This is a genomic window from Pseudomonas sp. VI4.1 (assembly GCF_002029345.1).
Taxonomy (GTDB): Bacteria; Pseudomonadota; Gammaproteobacteria; order Pseudomonadales; family Pseudomonadaceae; genus Aquipseudomonas.
Genome location: NZ_MULM01000181.1, coordinates 1 through 15,897, shown reverse-complemented (window position 1 = coordinate 15,897; position 15,897 = coordinate 1). Strand labels below are relative to the sequence as shown.

At 60.0% G+C, this 15,897-nt stretch carries 13 protein-coding genes, 1 tRNA gene and 4 pseudogenes; 6 read left to right on the top strand and 12 right to left on the bottom strand.

Features of this window, described 5'->3' with window-relative positions; genetic code table 11:
- Positions 1–166: 166 nt before the first annotated feature.
- The 9 genes and pseudogenes from BZ163_RS29195 to BZ163_RS29155 form a co-directional block, all read right to left on the bottom strand.
- A pseudogene (locus BZ163_RS29195) lies at positions 167–617 on the bottom strand (hypothetical protein).
- A gap of 6 nt (positions 618–623) precedes the next feature.
- A complete protein-coding gene (locus BZ163_RS29190) occupies positions 624–1,046 on the bottom strand; it encodes a hypothetical protein (protein ID WP_128873800.1) in 423 nt (140 codons plus the stop codon).
- Between the two features lie 37 nt (positions 1,047–1,083).
- Positions 1,084–2,058, bottom strand: a complete 975-nt coding sequence (locus BZ163_RS29185; RefSeq protein ID WP_128873799.1) for an alpha/beta fold hydrolase — start codon at positions 2,056–2,058, stop codon at positions 1,084–1,086.
- Positions 2,059–2,106: 48 nt separating this feature from the next.
- A complete protein-coding gene (locus tag BZ163_RS29180) occupies positions 2,107–3,186 on the bottom strand; it encodes a YhcG family protein (protein WP_128873798.1) in 1,080 nt (359 codons plus the stop codon).
- Positions 3,187–3,581: 395 nt separating this feature from the next.
- Positions 3,582–4,019, bottom strand: coding sequence for a hypothetical protein (locus BZ163_RS29175; protein ID WP_128873932.1), 438 nt, complete (start codon positions 4,017–4,019; stop codon positions 3,582–3,584).
- 231 nt (positions 4,020–4,250) lie between these two features.
- A tRNA-Phe gene (locus BZ163_RS29170) sits at positions 4,251–4,326 on the bottom strand.
- Positions 4,327–4,429: 103 nt separating this feature from the next.
- Positions 4,430–4,701, bottom strand: a pseudogene (locus BZ163_RS29165) (oxidative damage protection protein).
- Positions 4,698–5,765: an A/G-specific adenine glycosylase gene (gene mutY, locus BZ163_RS29160; RefSeq protein WP_128873797.1), complete on the bottom strand. Its 1,068-nt coding sequence runs from the start codon at positions 5,763–5,765 to the stop codon at positions 4,698–4,700. The pseudogene BZ163_RS29165 and the gene mutY overlap by 4 nt, the downstream one beginning before the upstream one ends.
- Positions 5,762–7,987 (bottom strand): AsmA family protein, encoded by a 2,226-nt coding sequence (locus BZ163_RS29155; RefSeq protein ID WP_128873796.1) that lies wholly within the window; start codon positions 7,985–7,987, stop codon positions 5,762–5,764. Before BZ163_RS29155 ends, mutY begins: the two co-directional genes overlap by 4 nt.
- Before the next feature lie 279 nt (positions 7,988–8,266).
- Between BZ163_RS29155 and hisB the strand changes: the two genes are divergently transcribed.
- From hisB to BZ163_RS29125, 6 genes and pseudogenes are all read left to right on the top strand, one after another.
- Complete coding sequence (gene hisB, locus BZ163_RS29150) at positions 8,267–8,860, top strand: imidazoleglycerol-phosphate dehydratase HisB (RefSeq protein WP_128873795.1); 594 nt, start codon at positions 8,267–8,269, stop codon at positions 8,858–8,860.
- Entirely contained in the window at positions 8,860–9,498 is a 639-nt protein-coding gene (gene hisH, locus BZ163_RS29145) for an imidazole glycerol phosphate synthase subunit HisH (protein WP_128873794.1), read from the top strand. The genes hisB and hisH overlap by 1 nt, the downstream gene beginning before the upstream one ends.
- Positions 9,499–9,756, top strand: coding sequence for a DUF2164 domain-containing protein (locus tag BZ163_RS29140; protein WP_050682512.1), 258 nt, complete (start codon positions 9,499–9,501; stop codon positions 9,754–9,756).
- 42 nt (positions 9,757–9,798) lie between these two features.
- Complete coding sequence (gene hisA, locus BZ163_RS29135) at positions 9,799–10,536, top strand: 1-(5-phosphoribosyl)-5-[(5-phosphoribosylamino)methylideneamino]imidazole-4-carboxamide isomerase (RefSeq protein ID WP_128873793.1); 738 nt, start codon at positions 9,799–9,801, stop codon at positions 10,534–10,536.
- A gap of 9 nt (positions 10,537–10,545) precedes the next feature.
- Positions 10,546–11,316 carry an imidazole glycerol phosphate synthase subunit HisF gene (gene hisF, locus BZ163_RS29130; RefSeq protein ID WP_007897430.1) on the top strand — a complete coding sequence of 257 codons (771 nt, stop codon included), beginning with the start codon at positions 10,546–10,548 and terminating at the stop codon, positions 11,314–11,316.
- 79 nt (positions 11,317–11,395) lie between these two features.
- Positions 11,396–12,150: pseudogene (locus tag BZ163_RS29125) on the top strand (substrate-binding periplasmic protein).
- Positions 12,151–12,208: 58 nt separating this feature from the next.
- Here BZ163_RS29125 and BZ163_RS29120 read toward each other — a convergent pair.
- The 3 genes and pseudogenes from BZ163_RS29120 to BZ163_RS29110 all read right to left on the bottom strand — a co-directional run bounded on the left by BZ163_RS29120 (position 12,209) and on the right by BZ163_RS29110 (position 15,634).
- Positions 12,209–12,985, bottom strand: coding sequence for a divergent polysaccharide deacetylase family protein (locus BZ163_RS29120; RefSeq protein ID WP_128873792.1), 777 nt, complete (start codon positions 12,983–12,985; stop codon positions 12,209–12,211).
- A gap of 1 nt (position 12,986) precedes the next feature.
- Positions 12,987–14,306, bottom strand: coding sequence for a S41 family peptidase (locus tag BZ163_RS29115; protein ID WP_128873791.1), 1,320 nt, complete (start codon positions 14,304–14,306; stop codon positions 12,987–12,989).
- A gap of 34 nt (positions 14,307–14,340) precedes the next feature.
- Positions 14,341–15,634, bottom strand: a pseudogene (locus BZ163_RS29110) (murein hydrolase activator EnvC).
- Positions 15,635–15,897 lie beyond the last annotated feature (263 nt).

The window sequence follows — 15,897 nt, the reverse complement described above, 5'->3', positions numbered from 1 at the left end:
TACTGGTGCGTTGCGATTCCCAAAGGATAGATTCATGGAGGGATATGTCAATGGGATATACGTAACATTGGATGAAGGGTAAAGGCAGGTGGATTGATAGCTTCTAAAAAAACGGCCGCTGTCAGAGATGACAAGCGGCCGTTTCTGTTTTTGCAGGGGAGGGTGGTTACTCGCCCTGTTCTTCCTGCGCATCCAGCGACTGGCGATAGGTGTCCAGCGCTTTGCCGAAGTCGCTGATGAACTGCGGATCGGTCAGCCAGGCCTGGGCCGCATCGCGATCCATGCCGTCGGCCCACATGCGGTAGTCGATCAGCATGTCGGCAGCCAGGTGGGTGGCGGCCATGGCTTCGTTGTCGGCGTTTTCCATGTCCAGCAGGTCTGGATGGTCGCTGATGATGTCGGCGAGGTTCGACAGCAAGGTCTGCAGCATGAGGTCGCGGCTGGTGGCTTCCGCGTCGCGCATTTTGCTGAACATCGCCAGGGTGTATTCCGGGATGCTCGCCGATGTCGCCCAGGTCATCGTCCAGTGCGGCGGGTTTTCTGCCATGGATGTTGATTTGTTTGGCTTTGATCTTGGCGCGTTTGGCGCGTTTCTGTTGCTTGTTCAGGGAGGCCATGGGAACTCAGTTCGGTTGCTGTTGGTTTTGGGCTGCGATGATTTCGGACGCGGCCACGTAATCTGCCTGGAAGGCCGGGGATTCGATCCACGCCAGGGCGCCGGCTTCGTCCACTTCGGTGGACCATTGGCGGTACTCGATCAGCGCGCCGATGATGAAGTCTGTGGCTGTTTCTTCGCCTTCCTGCTCGAGCACCAGCGCGAGCAGCGGGTGTTCAAGAAAGGCCGCGCACATGGCTTGCTGGCTGATTTTTTGCGCCTCGATCATTTCTTTGAACAGGTCGGTCAGGTCCACCGAGTCGAAGTCGATGCGATCGTCGTTCGGGTCCAGTTCCACCGGCGTAGCCGCCCGTTGGGTGCGGTTCTGCTTGGCCTTGGCCTTGGCCTTGGCGCGGGTGGCGCGTTTGTGCTGCTTGTTGGCGGAAGCCATGGGCGTCGTTCCGTATTTCGTTGAGAGGGCAAGTCGATCAGCTGCGTGGCACTCGCCGCCCGGGGGTATCGGGGGCCAGTTCGCCGCGTTGCAGCCAGGACAATGCAATGGGCCATAGTGTGGCTTGGTATGGGCTGCGAAAAAAGGCGAAATGTCCGACTTGTTCTTCGCCGATGTCTTCGGGAGTGATTCGCAGGTGAGTGTTGGTGCTGTTGCTGAAGTAGCCGAGCAGGCGTTCTATGGCCGGGATTGTGCCGTAAGGATCGTCGCTGATGCTGATGGCCAGGGTTTTGGCGGTCACTGAGGCGAAGGGCAGCCTGCCGGTGTCAGCGATGATCACACGACCGCTGGGGCGCGTTTCATATTGCGCTGTGGGCATGCACCAGTCGCGAACCACGCCTGCGGGCGTGTCTTCCAGCCAGCCGAGGCGTTTGCCGGGGAAGTAGCCATAGATCATTGTCAGCAGCGGCATCACCACGTGCCACTTGCCGAACATCTGCCAGCGATGAGCGGGCGCGTAGTCGCGCCAGTAGGCAAATTGCGCACCCACCGTCACCAGGCGCCGGATCAGATGCCCAGAGGCTCCCAGGCCCGCTGCACAGCCTCCAAAGCTGTGCCCGACAACATCGATGGGCTGACCGGGGAACTCGCGCTGTGCGCGCTTGAGCATCGTCTCGAAATCCAGTGTGCCCCAGTCGGACCATGAAGCTTGCAGGCCTTTGAGCGATGAGGGGCGCGACTCGCCGATGCCGCGGTAGTCATAGGTGATGACGTCGAAGCCGTTGGCGAACAGGTAATCGGCAAACCGTGAGTAATGCCGGCAGCGCACCGAGGTGGCGGCGTTGATGATGACGATCGGACGCGCGATGTCCCCAGAGGCGTGCCGCCAAGTGAAGCCGCCGAGGATGAACCCGTCTGCGGCGGGCTCCCTGAACGCTTCGCCAGCAATGGCGGTGGACGGCGGCAACTCGATTCGATTGGGCGCCAGCGGTGGCATGTCCTGCAAATTCATCGGCTTCGGACCTTTGCGGGTAGCTGCCAACGATAGACCTCGCACAGCTTATGGACAATCCATCCGTATGGATCCGGGTGCCTGAGTCAGCAGTCGCTCTTCAATGGCGGCCCGTTCCCGATCCAGTTCCGCACGCAGCTCTTCTTCGCTCGGCAGCACCAGCTTGTACTTGCTGGCGAACAGCTGCTCGTTGCCTTCCAGCACCGAATAGCGCACCACCGACTCGTCTTTTTGCGCGCAAAGAATGATGCCGACGGTAGGGCCATCCTCCGCCCCTCGTTTCAGGTCGTCATACATTCGCACGTACATGTCCATCTGGCCGACATCCTGGTGAGTCAGCTCGCCGCGCTTGAGATCGAAGATAACGAAGCACTTGAGCAGGTAGTTGTAGAACACCAGGTCGATGTAGAAATCTTTGCTGTCAGTGCTGATGCGTTGTTGGCGGGCGATGAAGGCAAAGCCTTTGCCCAGTTCGAGAAGGAAGGACTGGAGCTGATGGATCAATGCCTGTTCGAGATGGGTTTCCTGGGTCAAGCCCGCGTTGGGCATTCCAAGAAACTCGAGTATTACCGGGTCTCTGATGAAATCACGTGGGTGTGCCTTCATGTTCTGGATGTGGGTGGCGGCTTCGTGTTCGACGGCAGGCCGGTCGCGGCTTGTCAGCAGGCGCTCGTAGTAGAGGGTGTTGATCTGGCGTTCGAGGGCGCGAGACGACCAGTTTTGGATGGCTGATTCATTCATGTACCAATGGCGGGCGTGTTCGCTATCGACGCGCAGCAATCGGCGATAGTGAGTCCAGCTCAATTCGGAACGCACTGCGTTCCAAATCGGGAAGGTCTGATAAAAATCGCGCATATACCGCAGGTTTCGCTCATCAAATCCTTTTCCGAAATCGGTGGTAAGAACTTTCGCCAGTGTTGGTAGCAATCGCTTGCCGTATGCCGCCCGCCGAGCCCCCTCCTGCTCGAACTCCACGATATGCCTGCCGATCTGCCAGCAGGTTTGCACCTGGACCGTATCGACCGCTCGCAGCACCTTCTGACGTGCATCGCGGATCAATTCGCCAAGATTGCCAAGTAGCGAGGCGAGTTGGGGGTCTTGAGTGTTATCGGGCCTGAGTGCGCTCATGAAGTCTTCCGCAAATGGATGAACAGGCAGAAGAGGATTGCAGAGGCGGGTAGGTCGACGATGTCGGGCGCGGCTGATAATCGGGAAGGAAAACCCGATGTGTACTGCAGGATCGCTCCGAAGGCAGTCCCTGCTTAAGCAATACAGCCTGTAGTCCATTTCGCAGTGTGCTCAAGGCGGAGCGGCGTGACACAGCGGATGTTGGCAGCGGTGGCGCGCGCAATCTGGTTTTTCACTGGAGCGATGGTGAATAGCTGCGTTGTTGAGACAAAGCGATTTCGTTAGCGCTCAAATCCGCAAACAGCTGGCTGTTTGCGGAGTGCCACGCGCTAGGGTTTTCGGTTTGCCAAGGCGCGATGGATGGTTTGCTGAGGAATCACCTTGGGGAGGAGGTATCAGCGGATGCCGCGGATGTTGCCTTTGTTTCCTTTTACGGTGACGGAAACCTTTTTGAAGATGAAGTAGTTTTCTTCGTTCACTTCATAGCGCGGGGCGACGATCAGGTCAGCGCCGGAAGATTTGACCGCTTTGTAAGCCGCTGCCGATTTGACTGCGCTGACGGGATCCAGGCCAAGGCTGCCCAAGCCACCGCTCTGGCCACCATAGCTGACGCCATCGGCGAACTGGGAGTCGCCGCCAAACTTGAGGAAGCCGAACAGGACGTTGACCGAAGACTCACCGGAGATGGTGTCACCGACAGCGATGTCAGCTTTCAGGTCTGTTTTGACGGTACTGTCGATCGGCGAAGACGGCTGGCTGTTGTTGTAGCTGACGCAGCCGCTGGCGGTGGCAATGATGGTCGACAGGGCGAGGAACTTCAAAAGCGTATTCAAGACGGTTTCCTTACGTTGAAACGTTGAATGCAGGCAAATTTGCTGCTGCATTAGTTTCACTTTGTAAGGGCGCACACTCCATGAGACACATCCTAAAGCGATGTATGAAGGCTCGGGTACAGCGGGAAGGAAAAGGGCGTGGCGGATGTAGGAATTTTCAGCGGCGCTAAGGCTTGCTAAATCCCGGGCATAAAAAAACCCTGAATCTTGCGATTCAGGGTTTTCGGTATTTGGTGCCCAGAGACGGAATCGAACCGCCGACACGGGGATTTTCAATCCCCTGCTCTACCGACTGAGCTATCTGGGCAACGGGGCGCATTAAACTGGTTTTTCGGGGGGTCGTCAAGCAAGTTTTCAAAAAATATTTAATTATTACCGTCGCTTACGATCCGACCCCCGGGAAATCGGGGTTATTCAGCTGGCGGAACGTAGCCGTCAGCCTTGGCGTAATCCTCGCCGGAAAAGAACTTGTCCATTTCGCCCTGAAGATATTTGCGGTCTTCGGCGTTCATCATGTTCAAGCGCTTTTCGTTGATCAGCAGGGTCTGGTGCTTTTGCCAGTCGGCCCAGGCCTTGGCGAGACGTGGTCAAAAATGTCCTGGCCTTTGGCGCCCGGGAATGGAGCACGCTCCAGGGCGGGCAATTCTTCTTTGTACTTGCGGCACATGATGGTACGGGTCATGACGACTCTCCTGCGTTCAATACGGCGGCCGCGCGTTCGAGCAAGGTTTTGACCGGGGCGGCAAGGCCCAGGCGCGGCGGGGTGGCGAGGTTATACCAGAGCCAGTCGGCCTCGGCCACGTGATGGCCGGCTTCCTGGACTTGAACCAGCCAGGGTTCGATGGCCAATTGGAAATGGCTGAAGGTGTGTATCAGGCTCGGCAGTGCCTGTTGGCTGCCCAGTTCCAGCGAGTGCTGCGATGCCAGATGTTGCAGGTCATCGAGGTCGTCGAGTTCCGGCAGGCTCCAGAGACCGCCCCACAGGCCCGTGGAAGGGCGCCGGTAAAGCAGGATCGCGCCGTCGCCGTTGGCGAGCATCGGCATCAGCGTGCGCTTCTGTGGGATGGCCTTGCGCGGCTTGGGGATCGGGTAGCGGGTCTCGAGGCCGAGCATATGCGCTTCGCAGCCCTTTTCCAGCGGGCAGAGCAGGCAGCTCGGCTTGCTGCGGGTGCAGAGCGTGGCGCCCAGATCCATCATCGCCTGGGTGTAGGCATTGACCCGAGCATGCGGCGTAAGGCGCTCTGCAGTGGTCCACAGCTGTTTGGCGACCTTGGGCTCGCCCGGATAACCCTCTTGCGCGGTAAAGCGCGCCAGCACCCGTTTGACGTTGCCGTCGAGGATCGGCGCCCGCAGGCCCATGCTCAGGCTGGCGATGGCTCCGGCCGTGGACAGGCCGATACCCGGCAGGTCCGTCAGCTTTTCCACGTCCCGCGGAAACTCGCCGCCATAGTCGGCAACCACGATCTTCGCGGTCTTCTGCAAGTTGCGCGCGCGGGTGTAATAACCGAGGCCGGTCCACAGGTGCAGGACTTCGTCCTCCGGTGCGGCGGCCAGGGCTTCGACCGTCGGCAACGACGCCATGAAACGGTCGAAGTAATTCAGCACCGTGCTGACCTGGGTTTGCTGCAACATGATTTCCGAGACCCACACCCGATAGGGGGTGATGCCCTGTTGCCAGGGCAGATCGTGGCGGCCGTGGCGGTCGTACCAGTCCAGTACCGCGGAAGAGAACTGCTTGGCTCTCATCGCTTGAACAGCCCCTTCAGTGCGTCTTTCAATTCAGGGCTGACCTTGTCGCCAAGTTTCTCATCGATTTTTTCGCTGATCTTGTTGCCGGCCATTTTGGCCGCGACCTGGCCCATGCGTTCGTTATCGAGGCGGCAGGCCTTGGCCCCCAGTTCCAGCGGGCCACGGCAGCGCAGCGGCCATTCGATGCCGACGAATTTCTCGCCGACCTGGCAGGCCGGGTCCGGCATGTCGCTCTTGTCGCCTTCGACGATAATGCCCACGCGGTAATCCATGCCCAGTACCCGCAGATCGACATCGCCGTCACCGTTGACGGTCATGCCCGGGATGCGCACTTTCAGGTCCGGGTTGCTGGCCACGCCATTACGGAAGGTCAGGTTGCCCTTGAGCTCCTGGAACGGCGTGTCCTTGCCCCTTGGCTCGCCGCTGAGGGTTTTGCGGTTCAGGGTGGCGATGCCTTTGCACAGCTGCTGTTCGAGATTGGCATTGAGCAGCACGCCGTTGTTGATGACGAAGCTGGCGTTGCCGTTGAGGCTGTCGACCAGCGCACTCTGGCTGTTGCCGCTGCCGGTCAGGTTGCTGTTGAGTGTGACCAGGCCTTTGACCGGCGGATTTTTACCTTGGCTTTCGAGGATTTTTTCCACCGGGACCTGGCTGATGCGCGTCTGCATGTTCAGCGCCGGCACCGGCTGGCGCACGTCCAGGGTGCCCTTGGCTTCAAAGTTGCCGTCGTACAGGTCGCCGCGCAGGTTCTCCAGCGTCAGCAGGCCGCCCACGCCGTTGGCCTTGAGTACAGCGTTGTGGATCGGCAGTTTGTCGAGGGTCAGTTGGCCGAAGGTCAGGTCGGCGTCCACATCGAGTTTGCTCAGGCGTTCCACCGGCAGTAGCCGCGCAGTACTCCACGGGCCTTTGGTCGGAGATGGTGGCAGGGGGGTGCTGCCCGCACCGGCCATGGCATTGGCCTCGGTGTTGGCGACTTCGGCCTCACGTACCTGTTTCGCGCTGTTGGCTTCGGCGGATTTTGGCGGCAAGTAACGATCAACGTTGAAGGTGTCAGCCTTGAGGTTCGCCCGCAGCGATTGTTTGGCGAAGTCTTCTACGGCGATACGACCGCTGAAGGTGCTGTCGTCGACCTTCAGGTTGATGTCGTCGAACGACACACTGGTCGGTGTAGCGGAAAGACGGCTGGCCAGTTCGACTTTGCTCAGGCTGCCTTCAGCCATGGCCGGGAGTTTCTGGCCGACGCTGTCGACGAATTTCGCCAGGTCGAACTGGGCAATCGACAGCCCGCCGCTGATTTGCGGGGTCTTGTCGAGGTCGTTGACCTTCAGTTCGCCCAAGGCGCGCAGCTGGTTGGCAGATAGCTTGATGCCGGTCCATTCGGCGACGTTAGCTGCTTTATCCAGCAACAACTGACCCTGGGCGGCGAAGGTGATGGTTTTGCCTTGCAAAGGATCCCCGGCGACTTCACCGGAAAGCTTCATGTCTTCGAATTTGTAACGTTGCAGCGCACGCTCGAAGCGCAGTTCGCCATTGAGCTCGGTACGGACTCGCAGAACCGGCTGGTTGGTGCCGAGAAACGCGGTGAGCTTGATCGGAATATTGGTCGAGTCGTGGACCGGCCCGGTGCTGAGCTGGATGCTTTCGGCGCTGTATAGCTTGCCGGTTTTTTCGTCGATGTATTCGACGCGGGCGTTATTGACGGTCAGGCTGTCGATGTCCAGGCGGATCGGCTGGGCCGGTTTTTCCGCTTGGGCGGTGGTCTGCGGTGTTGCAGCTTCGCTGGTGGCGGGCGGTGTGGCCGGGGTGGCGGGCGCCGGGACCTTGCCGATGTCTTCCCAGTTGCCGTGGCCGTCCTTGTCGCGATTCAGACGCAGGTTCAGGCCTTCGACACGCACGTCGCTCATCTGCACTTCACGGCGCAGCAGCGGCAGCACGCGAACCGACAGGCCCAGCATCTGCAAGTCAGCGAACGGCTCGGCGGGCTTGGCCAGGGTCGCGACACTGGCTTCGTGCAATTCCAGGCCCAGCCAGGGAAACAGGCTCCAGCCGATATCGCCCGTGAGCGTCAGCTCGATGTGGGCCTTGTCGCGGGCAATCTGGCGAATCTCGTCTTTATAGTCGTTGGGATCGAAGAGGTGGGTCAGGGCAAAGCCCAGCGCCACAATGATCAGTAACAGCCCGAGAAGTACCAGACCCAGGATTTTGCCGAACGCTTTCATGGGCGAGTCCTTGTAGTTAGTCGAATTCGAATTTAGCCGGGGAGTATAGCGCTCCGAAGCGGATGATCGGTCAGCGATCATGCAGGCAGTGCATCCAGCGACGGGTTCCCCATCGCGCTGCCTGGTTCGCCAGCAGGCCGGCTCCTACCTGTCATTACAGGTATAGCGGCGGGGCTGTTGAATTCACTCCGTCAGTGATATCACCTCTCGTGTTTCTGTTTCCGGCCCGCGCCCCTATAATGGTTGCCTTTTTCGCCCAATGATTTTGCGGAGCTGGTGATGGCCGAACGTAAGGCGTCAGTCGAGCGCGACACTCTGGAAACCCAGATCAAAGCCTCGATCAACCTGGATGGCACCGGAAAGGCCCGATTTGATATCGGTGTTCCTTTTCTTGAGCACATGCTGGACCAGATCGCCCGTCACGGGCTGATCGACCTGGATATTGTCAGCAAGGGCGACCTGCATATCGACGACCACCACACTGTGGAGGATGTCGGTATCACCCTGGGTCAGGCTTTCACCAAAGCCATCGGCGACAAGAAAGGCATCCGTCGCTACGGCCATGCCTACGTGCCGCTCGATGAAGCGCTGTCGCGCGTGGTGATCGACTTCTCCGGCCGTCCGGGCCTGCAGATGCATGTTCCTTTTACCCGCGCCACCGTTGGCGGTTTTGATGTTGACCTGTTCCAGGAGTTCTTCCAGGGCTTCGTCAACCATGCCAACGTCTCCCTGCACATCGACAATCTGCGTGGGCACAACACTCACCACCAGATCGAGACCGTGTTCAAGGCTTTCGGCCGCGCACTGCGCATGGCGGTAGAGCTGGATGACCGCATGGCCGGTCAGATGCCGTCGACCAAAGGCGTTCTGTAATGCAGACGGTCGCGGTTATCGATTACGGCATGGGCAACCTGCACTCGGTGGCCAAGGCTCTCGAGCACGTCGGTGCCGGCAAGGTCTTGATCACCAGCGATGCCGATGTGATTCGCGAAGCCGACCGGGTGGTATTCCCCGGCGTCGGCGCTATTCGCGATTGCATGGCGGAGATCCGTCGCCTGGGTTTCGATTCGCTGGTGCGTGAAGTCAGCCAGGACCGTCCGTTCCTCGGCATCTGCGTCGGCATGCAAGCCTTGCTCGACAGCAGTGAAGAGAACGACGGCGTCGACTGCATCGGCCTGTTTCCGGGTCAGGTGAAGTTCTTCGGCAAGGGTTTGCACGAAGACGGCGAACATTTGAAAGTGCCGCACATGGGCTGGAACGAAGTGAAACAGACGGTCTCGCACCCGCTGTGGCACAACATTCCCGACCTGGCGCGATTCTACTTCGTGCACAGCTACTACATCGCTGCCGGCAACCCGCGGCAAGTGGTGGGTGGCGGTCACTACGGCGTCGATTTCGCTGCGGCGCTGGCCGATGGCTCGCGTTTCGCCGTGCAGTTCCACCCGGAGAAGAGCCATACCCATGGCCTGCAATTGCTGCAGAACTTCGCCGCGTGGGATGGTCGCTGGTAAATGGCCGTCAAGAAGAAGCCACCGATCCTGACCCTCACTCCTGAACAGGAGAACGAGGCCAACCAGAAGATCAAACGCTTCATGGAGGATCGCTTCGAACTGGACCTGGGTTCGTTCGAAGCGGCCGAAATCCTTGAACTGTTTACCCGTGAAATTGCGCCGCACTATTACAACAGGGCGATTTTCGATGTGCAGACGCACCTCAAAGAGAGGTTCGAAAGCATCGAAAGCGACCTGTGGGCGCTCGAGAAAAACTGATTTTCGAGCGAAGCTGAACAATCGAATTTGAAGGTTTGCCAGATGCTGATTATTCCCGCTATCGATCTCAAAGACGGTGCCTGTGTTCGTCTGCGCCAGGGCCGCATGGAAGATTCCACAGTGTTCTCCGATGACCCGGTGAGCATGGCTGCCAAGTGGGTGGAAGGCGGTTGCCGCCGTCTGCATCTGGTCGACCTGAACGGCGCCTTCGAAGGCCAGCCGGTCAATGGCGAAGTGGTTACCGCCATCGCCAGGCGCTATCCGAACCTGCCGATCCAGATCGGCGGCGGTATCCGCTCCCTGGAAACCATCGAGCACTATGTGAAAGCGGGCGTGAGCTACGTGATCATCGGCACCAAAGCCGTTAAAGATCCGGCCTTCGTGGCTGAAGCCTGCCGCGCGTTCCCGGGCAAGGTGATCGTCGGCCTCGACGCCAAGGACGGTTTTGTCGCCACCGACGGCTGGGCTGAGATCAGCACGATTCAAGTGATCGACCTGGCCAAGCAATTTGAAGCCGACGGCGTGTCCGCGATCGTTTATACCGATATCGCCAAAGACGGCATGATGCAGGGCTGCAACGTTTCGTACACCGCCGCCCTGGCTGCTGCGACGAAGATTCCGGTGATCGCTTCCGGCGGTATCCACAATCTGGGTGACATCAAGTCGCTGCTCGACGCCAGGGCGCCAGGCATCATCGGCGCCATCACCGGCCGCGCAATCTACGAAGGCACCCTCGACGTCGCTGAAGCGCAAGCTTTCTGCGATTCGTATAAAGGCTGAGGACTGACCATGGCGCTGGCCAAACGCATCATCCCTTGCCTGGACGTGGATAACGGCCGGGTGGTCAAGGGCGTCAAGTTCGAGAACATCCGCGATGCCGGCGACCCGGTGGAAATCGCCCGTCGTTACGACGAGCAGGGCGCCGACGAGATTACCTTTCTCGACATCACCGCCAGCGTCGACGGGCGCGACACCACGCTGCACACCGTCGAGCGCATGGCCAGCCAGGTGTTCATCCCGCTGACCGTGGGCGGCGGCGTGCGCACCGTGCAGGACATTCGCAATCTGCTGAATGCCGGCGCGGACAAGGTCTCGATCAACACCGCGGCGGTATTCAATCCGGAATTCGTTGGCGAAGCGGCGCAGCATTTCGGTTCGCAGTGCATTGTCGTCGCCATCGACGCCAAGAAGGTCTCCGGCCCGGGCGAAACCCCGCGCTGGGAAATCTTCACCCATGGCGGGCGCAAACCGACCGGTCTCGACGCGGTGGAGTGGGCGAAAAAAATGGAAGGCCTGGGTGCCGGTGAAATCCTGCTGACCAGCATGGACCAGGACGGCATGAAAAACGGCTTCGACCTGGGCGTCACCCGTGCCATCAGCGATGCCCTGGGCATTCCGGTCATCGCCTCCGGCGGCGTCGGCAATTTGCAGCACCTGGCCGACGGCATTCTCGAAGGCCACGCCAGTGCGGTGTTGGCGGCGAGTATTTTCCACTTTGGCGAATACACGGTGCAGGAAGCCAAGGCCTACATGGCCCATCGCGGCATCGTCATGCGCTAAAACAAATCGAAGCAGGCCAGTGGACAGCATGGCGGGCTCAAGGCACTCTTGAGCACGCCATGGATTTCGGTAGCCAGACATGCTTAGACGCCTTCTCCTCGCCCTCGCCAGCACTTCTGTGTTGCTCCTCAACGGGGCTCATGCGGCAGAAAGTCTCGACACCGACCTGGTGCTGCTGACGGAAAATTTCCCGCCCTACAACATGGCGAAGAACGGCAAGAATTTCGCTCAGGACGAGAACATCAATGGCATCGCCGTGGACATCGTCCGCGAGATGTTCAAGCGCGCCGACATCACCTACAGCCTGACGCTACGTTTCCCCTGGGAGCGAATCTACAAGATCGCCCTCGAGAAACCCGGTTATGGCGTGTTCGTGATGGCCCGGTTGGCGGACCGCGAGAAACTCTTCAAGTGGGTCGGCCCGCTCGGCCCGGATGACTGGATCATGCTGGCCAGGGCGGACAGCAAAATCACCCTCGAGACGCTGGATCAGGCGCGCAAATACAAGATCGGCGCGTACAAGGGCGATGCGATTGCCGTATCGCTGGCCAAGCAAGGGTTGAAGCCGATTGTCGTGCTGCGGGATCAGGACAATGCGAAGAAGCTCACCAGCGGCCAGATTGACCTGTGGGCCACGGGCGACCGGCCGGGCGGTATCTGGCGCGCCAGGAAGGCGTGAACGGGCTCAAGACGGTGCTGCGATTCAACAGTGCCGAGTTGTACCTGGCCTTGAACAGGAATGTGCCGGACGAGGTGGTGGCCAGGCTTCAGGCCGCGCTGGATCAACTGCGCAAGGAAGGCGTGGTGGACGATATCATGGCGCGGTATCTCTAGGCCCCGGCACCTGATCTTATGCCAGGCTAATTCAGTGTGGGAGCTGCGGTGTTGGCGGTTAACGGTACACGCCATCCTTGCCGTGCGCAGCCGTTGCGCGGTTACCACGCACGCTGATCATCTGCTCGATATCGATCCAGTCGATTCCCTGAGCCTTGAGCTTGGGCAATTCACGCTCCAGCACCGCCAGCGTCTGCGGGTACGGATGCCCGATCATCACGGCTGAGCCCTGCTCGCGCGCCAGGCTGATGGCTGTCTGCAGCTGCGTGAAGATCGCCGCTTCCGTGGGCTCGTCGTCCAGAAACACATCCCGCGAAACGCTCGCCAATGCAATCTTCTGCGCTTGGGCCGCGGCAACGGTCTGGGCGCTGGTGCGGCTGTCGACGAAAAACTTGTGCCGCCGCTGCAAATCAGCCATCAACCAGGCCATGGCAGCCGGTTGGGCCGTCATGCGGCTGCCCATGTGGTTGTTGATGCCGGCGGTATGGGGTACGACCTTGAACGCCGCATTCAGGCGCTTCTCGAGTTCTTCGATCGGCAGTTCGGGATGCCAGGCGAACGGTCCGGTGGCCGGGGCCATCGGCATGTGCAGAATGACGATCTTGCCGGCGCGATGGGCCTCGCGGGCGAACTCGGTGGCATGGGGGGTATCGGGCATGATCGCGGCAGTCACCGGCCCGGGCAGGGCCAGCACGCGGCGATCCTGGTGCAGGTTTTGCCCCAGGTCATCGATGATCAGGCTTAAATAGGCTTTTTGAGGCGGCGTCGCGACGGGCGTTGCGTGAGCAACACCCGCCAGACAGCACATCAGTGCGAGGATGAACCGCAAACGCATCTCAGCGGCCAGAGGTGATGCTCAGCCCTTTGAGCAGGCTCAAGGCCTGGGCCAACTGGTAATCGTCATCCTGCGGCATCGCCTTGGCTTTGCCGCCGGAGCCGGTAGGCTTGTCGGCGCCGCCGTTGCCATTGCCCAGGTGGCCTTGCAGGTCGGCTTCCTTGAAGTACTCGCCATCCTGCTCGTTGGTGATCTTGGCCTTGCGCACTTCGATGTCCGGCACGATGCCCTGCGCCTGGATCGAGCGGCCGTTCGGCGTGTAGTACAGCGCCGTGGTGATTTTCAGTGCGCGCTCGTTATTGAGCGGCAGCACGGTCTGGACCGAGCCTTTGCCGAAACTGGTGGTGCCCATCACCACCGCACGCTTCTGGTCCTGCAAGGCGCCGGCGACGATCTCCGAAGCCGAGGCGCTGCCGCCGTTGATCAATGTGACCATGGGCACGGCTTCGCTTTCGTCCTTGCCGGTGGCGGAAAAGCGCAGTTCGGAGTTGGCGATACGACCCTTGGTGTAAACGATCAAGCCCTTGGTGATGAAGTGGTCGACCACTTCCACCGCTGCTTGCAGCACGCCGCCCGGGTTATTGCGCAGGTCGAGGATGATGCCGTTGAGCTTCTTGCCGTTGTCCTTGCGCAGCTTGGCCAGGGCCTTGGAAACCTCTTCGCCGGTCTTGACCTGGAACTGGGTGATGCGGATGTAGCCGTAGCCGGACTCCAGCAGCTGGCTCTTCACGCTCTTCACTTGAATGATGGCGCGGGCCAGGGTCACGTCGAACGGCGTGCCGCCGTCGCGCACCAGGGTCAGGGTGATCTTCTGGCCGATCTTGCCACGCATCTTGTCCACGGCTTCGGTCATGCTCTGGCCGCGGGTCGGCTGGCCGTTGATCTTGACGATGAAGTCGCCGGCCTGAATGCCAGCCTTGGACGCCGGGGTGTCATCGATCGGCGAGACCACCTTGATGAACCCGTCTTCGGCGCCGACTTCGATGCCCAGGCCGCCGAATTCGCCGCTGGTGCTTTCCTGCAATTCAGCGAAGTCTTCCGGGCCCAGGTAGGCGGAGTGCGGGTCGAGGTTGCTGAGCATGCCTTTGATGGCGTTTTCCAGCAGGGTCTTGTCGTCCACCGGTTCGACATAGGCCGCCTTGATCCGGTCCATGACCTCGGCGAAGGTGCGCAACTCTTCCAAGGGCAATGGCGCCTTGGTGGTCGCAGCAGTGCCCGCAGGTGCGACCGCCGGAGCAGGTTGAGCGGCGAACGCCAGAGGCGCGCCGATCACCAGGGCGATCGTCAGGGCTAGCGAGGTAAGGCGGGGCAAATGCAGCATGTCGAACGAACTCCTAATGTAGGTGATTCAGCGCCTATCCTTGCGCGCGGCACCATTGCGCCGGATCACTCGGGTGACCCTGCTGACGAATAGCAAAATACAGCGCTGGTGTGTCCTGTCCGCCACTGTTGCCGACGGTGGAAATGGACTCACCGGCTTTTACCACGTCACCCGCAGACTTGAGCAGCGTCTGGTTGTGACCGTAAAGACTCAAGAAACCGTTGCCGTGGTCGAGGATCACCAGCAATCCTGCGCCACGCAACCAGTCGGCGAACACCACGCGACCGCCATGCACGGCGTGTACCTGGCTGCCGGCGGAGGCGCTGATCATCACGCCGTCCCACTTGGTGCGGGCGTCGTCGCCACGGGTTTCGCCAAAGCGTGCCAGCAGTCGACCATCAACTGGCCAGGGAAGTTTTCCCCGGCTTGAAGCAAAAGGGCCACCAAAGGTTTCGCCTGAACTGGAAACCAGTGCGCCGGGGGTCGGTCTGACAGGTTTGCGTGGGGCGTCAGTGGCATCTGCTTGTGCCTGAGCCTCACGTAAACGCTTTTTTTCGGCTTCCTGCTGGGCGATCAGCGCTTTTTGCCGCGCTTCCTCTGCCTCGCGAGCCTGGCGGGCCAGGGTTTCCTCGATGGTTTTAAGGACATTAGACAGGTCCGCCTGCTCTTGCTCGCGGGCGGCCAGTTTCTGATCGCGCGCCTTTACGTCGGTGTTGAGCTTGGCCAGTACTTGCTGGCGCTCCTGGCGGACTTTGTCGAGTTCGTCGCGCTGGCTGTCGAGGCTGCTTTTCTGCACGAGCAGTTGCGCCTGCTGCATGGCGATGTCTTTTTCGACATTGGCCAGTTGGCGCAAGGTTTCGTTGAAGTTCTTCAGCTGCTCCAGGCGAGCCTGGCTCAGGTAGTCGTAATAGGTGAGGGTGCGGGCGAATTTTTCCGGGTTCTGCTGGTTCAGCAGCAGCTTCAGGTACTCCTGACGGCCGTTCTGATAGGCCGCGCGGGCCTGGATGGCGATCAGTCGTTGCTGTTCAATGCGCGCGCTCTGGAGTTTTTTTTTTCTCTGCATCGAGTCGCTGCAACTCGGATTCGCTTTTCTGCAGCTCTTTTTGCAGGGCCTCGACCTGCTTCTCGAGCTTGCCCATCTCGGTCTCGGTGCCCTTGAGATCTTTCTGTACCCCGGACTTTTCTTCCTGCAACTTGCCCAGCAGTTTCTTCAGCTCGGCAATGTCCTGACGCGTGGCGTCCAACTGTTGTTGGGTTTGCGCGCGCTCGTCAGCAAAGGCCGGTTGGAGCAGGCAAGTCAGGGCAAGGGCTATCAGGACGCGAAGCATAGAGGCGGGTGATACCAGGGAAAGGGACGCCCTAGTATGCCCGCCAAGCGCTGCAAAAAAAACGCCCAATTGGGGCTGTGTGATGACTGGCCCGAAAAACACCCAAAAACCAATGTGGGAGCGGGCTTGCTCGCGATGCGATGTGTCAGGCAACATTAATGTCGACTGACAGACCGCATTCGCGAGCAAGCCCGCTCCCACAGGTTTCGGCCGGAGTTTAAAAGATTGATTACACCAGTATCGAAGTACCCGTCATTTCGGCT

Coding starts and splice junctions, on each gene's coding strand:
- BZ163_RS29190 (WP_128873800.1), bottom strand. CDS start 1,046: ATGGCTTCCGCCAACAAGCAGCACAAACGCGCCACCCGCGCCAAGGCC.
- BZ163_RS29185 (WP_128873799.1), bottom strand. CDS start 2,058: ATGAATTTGCAGGACATGCCACCGCTGGCGCCCAATCGAATCGAGTTG.
- BZ163_RS29180 (WP_128873798.1), bottom strand. CDS start 3,186: ATGAGCGCACTCAGGCCCGATAACACTCAAGACCCCCAACTCGCCTCG.
- mutY (WP_128873797.1), bottom strand. CDS start 5,765: ATGAGAGCCAAGCAGTTCTCTTCCGCGGTACTGGACTGGTACGACCGC.
- BZ163_RS29155 (WP_128873796.1), bottom strand. CDS start 7,987: ATGAAAGCGTTCGGCAAAATCCTGGGTCTGGTACTTCTCGGGCTGTTA.
- hisB (WP_128873795.1), top strand. CDS start 8,267: ATGGCCGAACGTAAGGCGTCAGTCGAGCGCGACACTCTGGAAACCCAG.
- hisH (WP_128873794.1), top strand. CDS start 8,860: ATGCAGACGGTCGCGGTTATCGATTACGGCATGGGCAACCTGCACTCG.
- BZ163_RS29140 (WP_050682512.1), top strand. CDS start 9,499: ATGGCCGTCAAGAAGAAGCCACCGATCCTGACCCTCACTCCTGAACAG.
- hisA (WP_128873793.1), top strand. CDS start 9,799: ATGCTGATTATTCCCGCTATCGATCTCAAAGACGGTGCCTGTGTTCGT.
- hisF (WP_007897430.1), top strand. CDS start 10,546: ATGGCGCTGGCCAAACGCATCATCCCTTGCCTGGACGTGGATAACGGC.
- BZ163_RS29120 (WP_128873792.1), bottom strand. CDS start 12,985: ATGCGTTTGCGGTTCATCCTCGCACTGATGTGCTGTCTGGCGGGTGTT.
- BZ163_RS29115 (WP_128873791.1), bottom strand. CDS start 14,306: ATGCTGCATTTGCCCCGCCTTACCTCGCTAGCCCTGACGATCGCCCTG.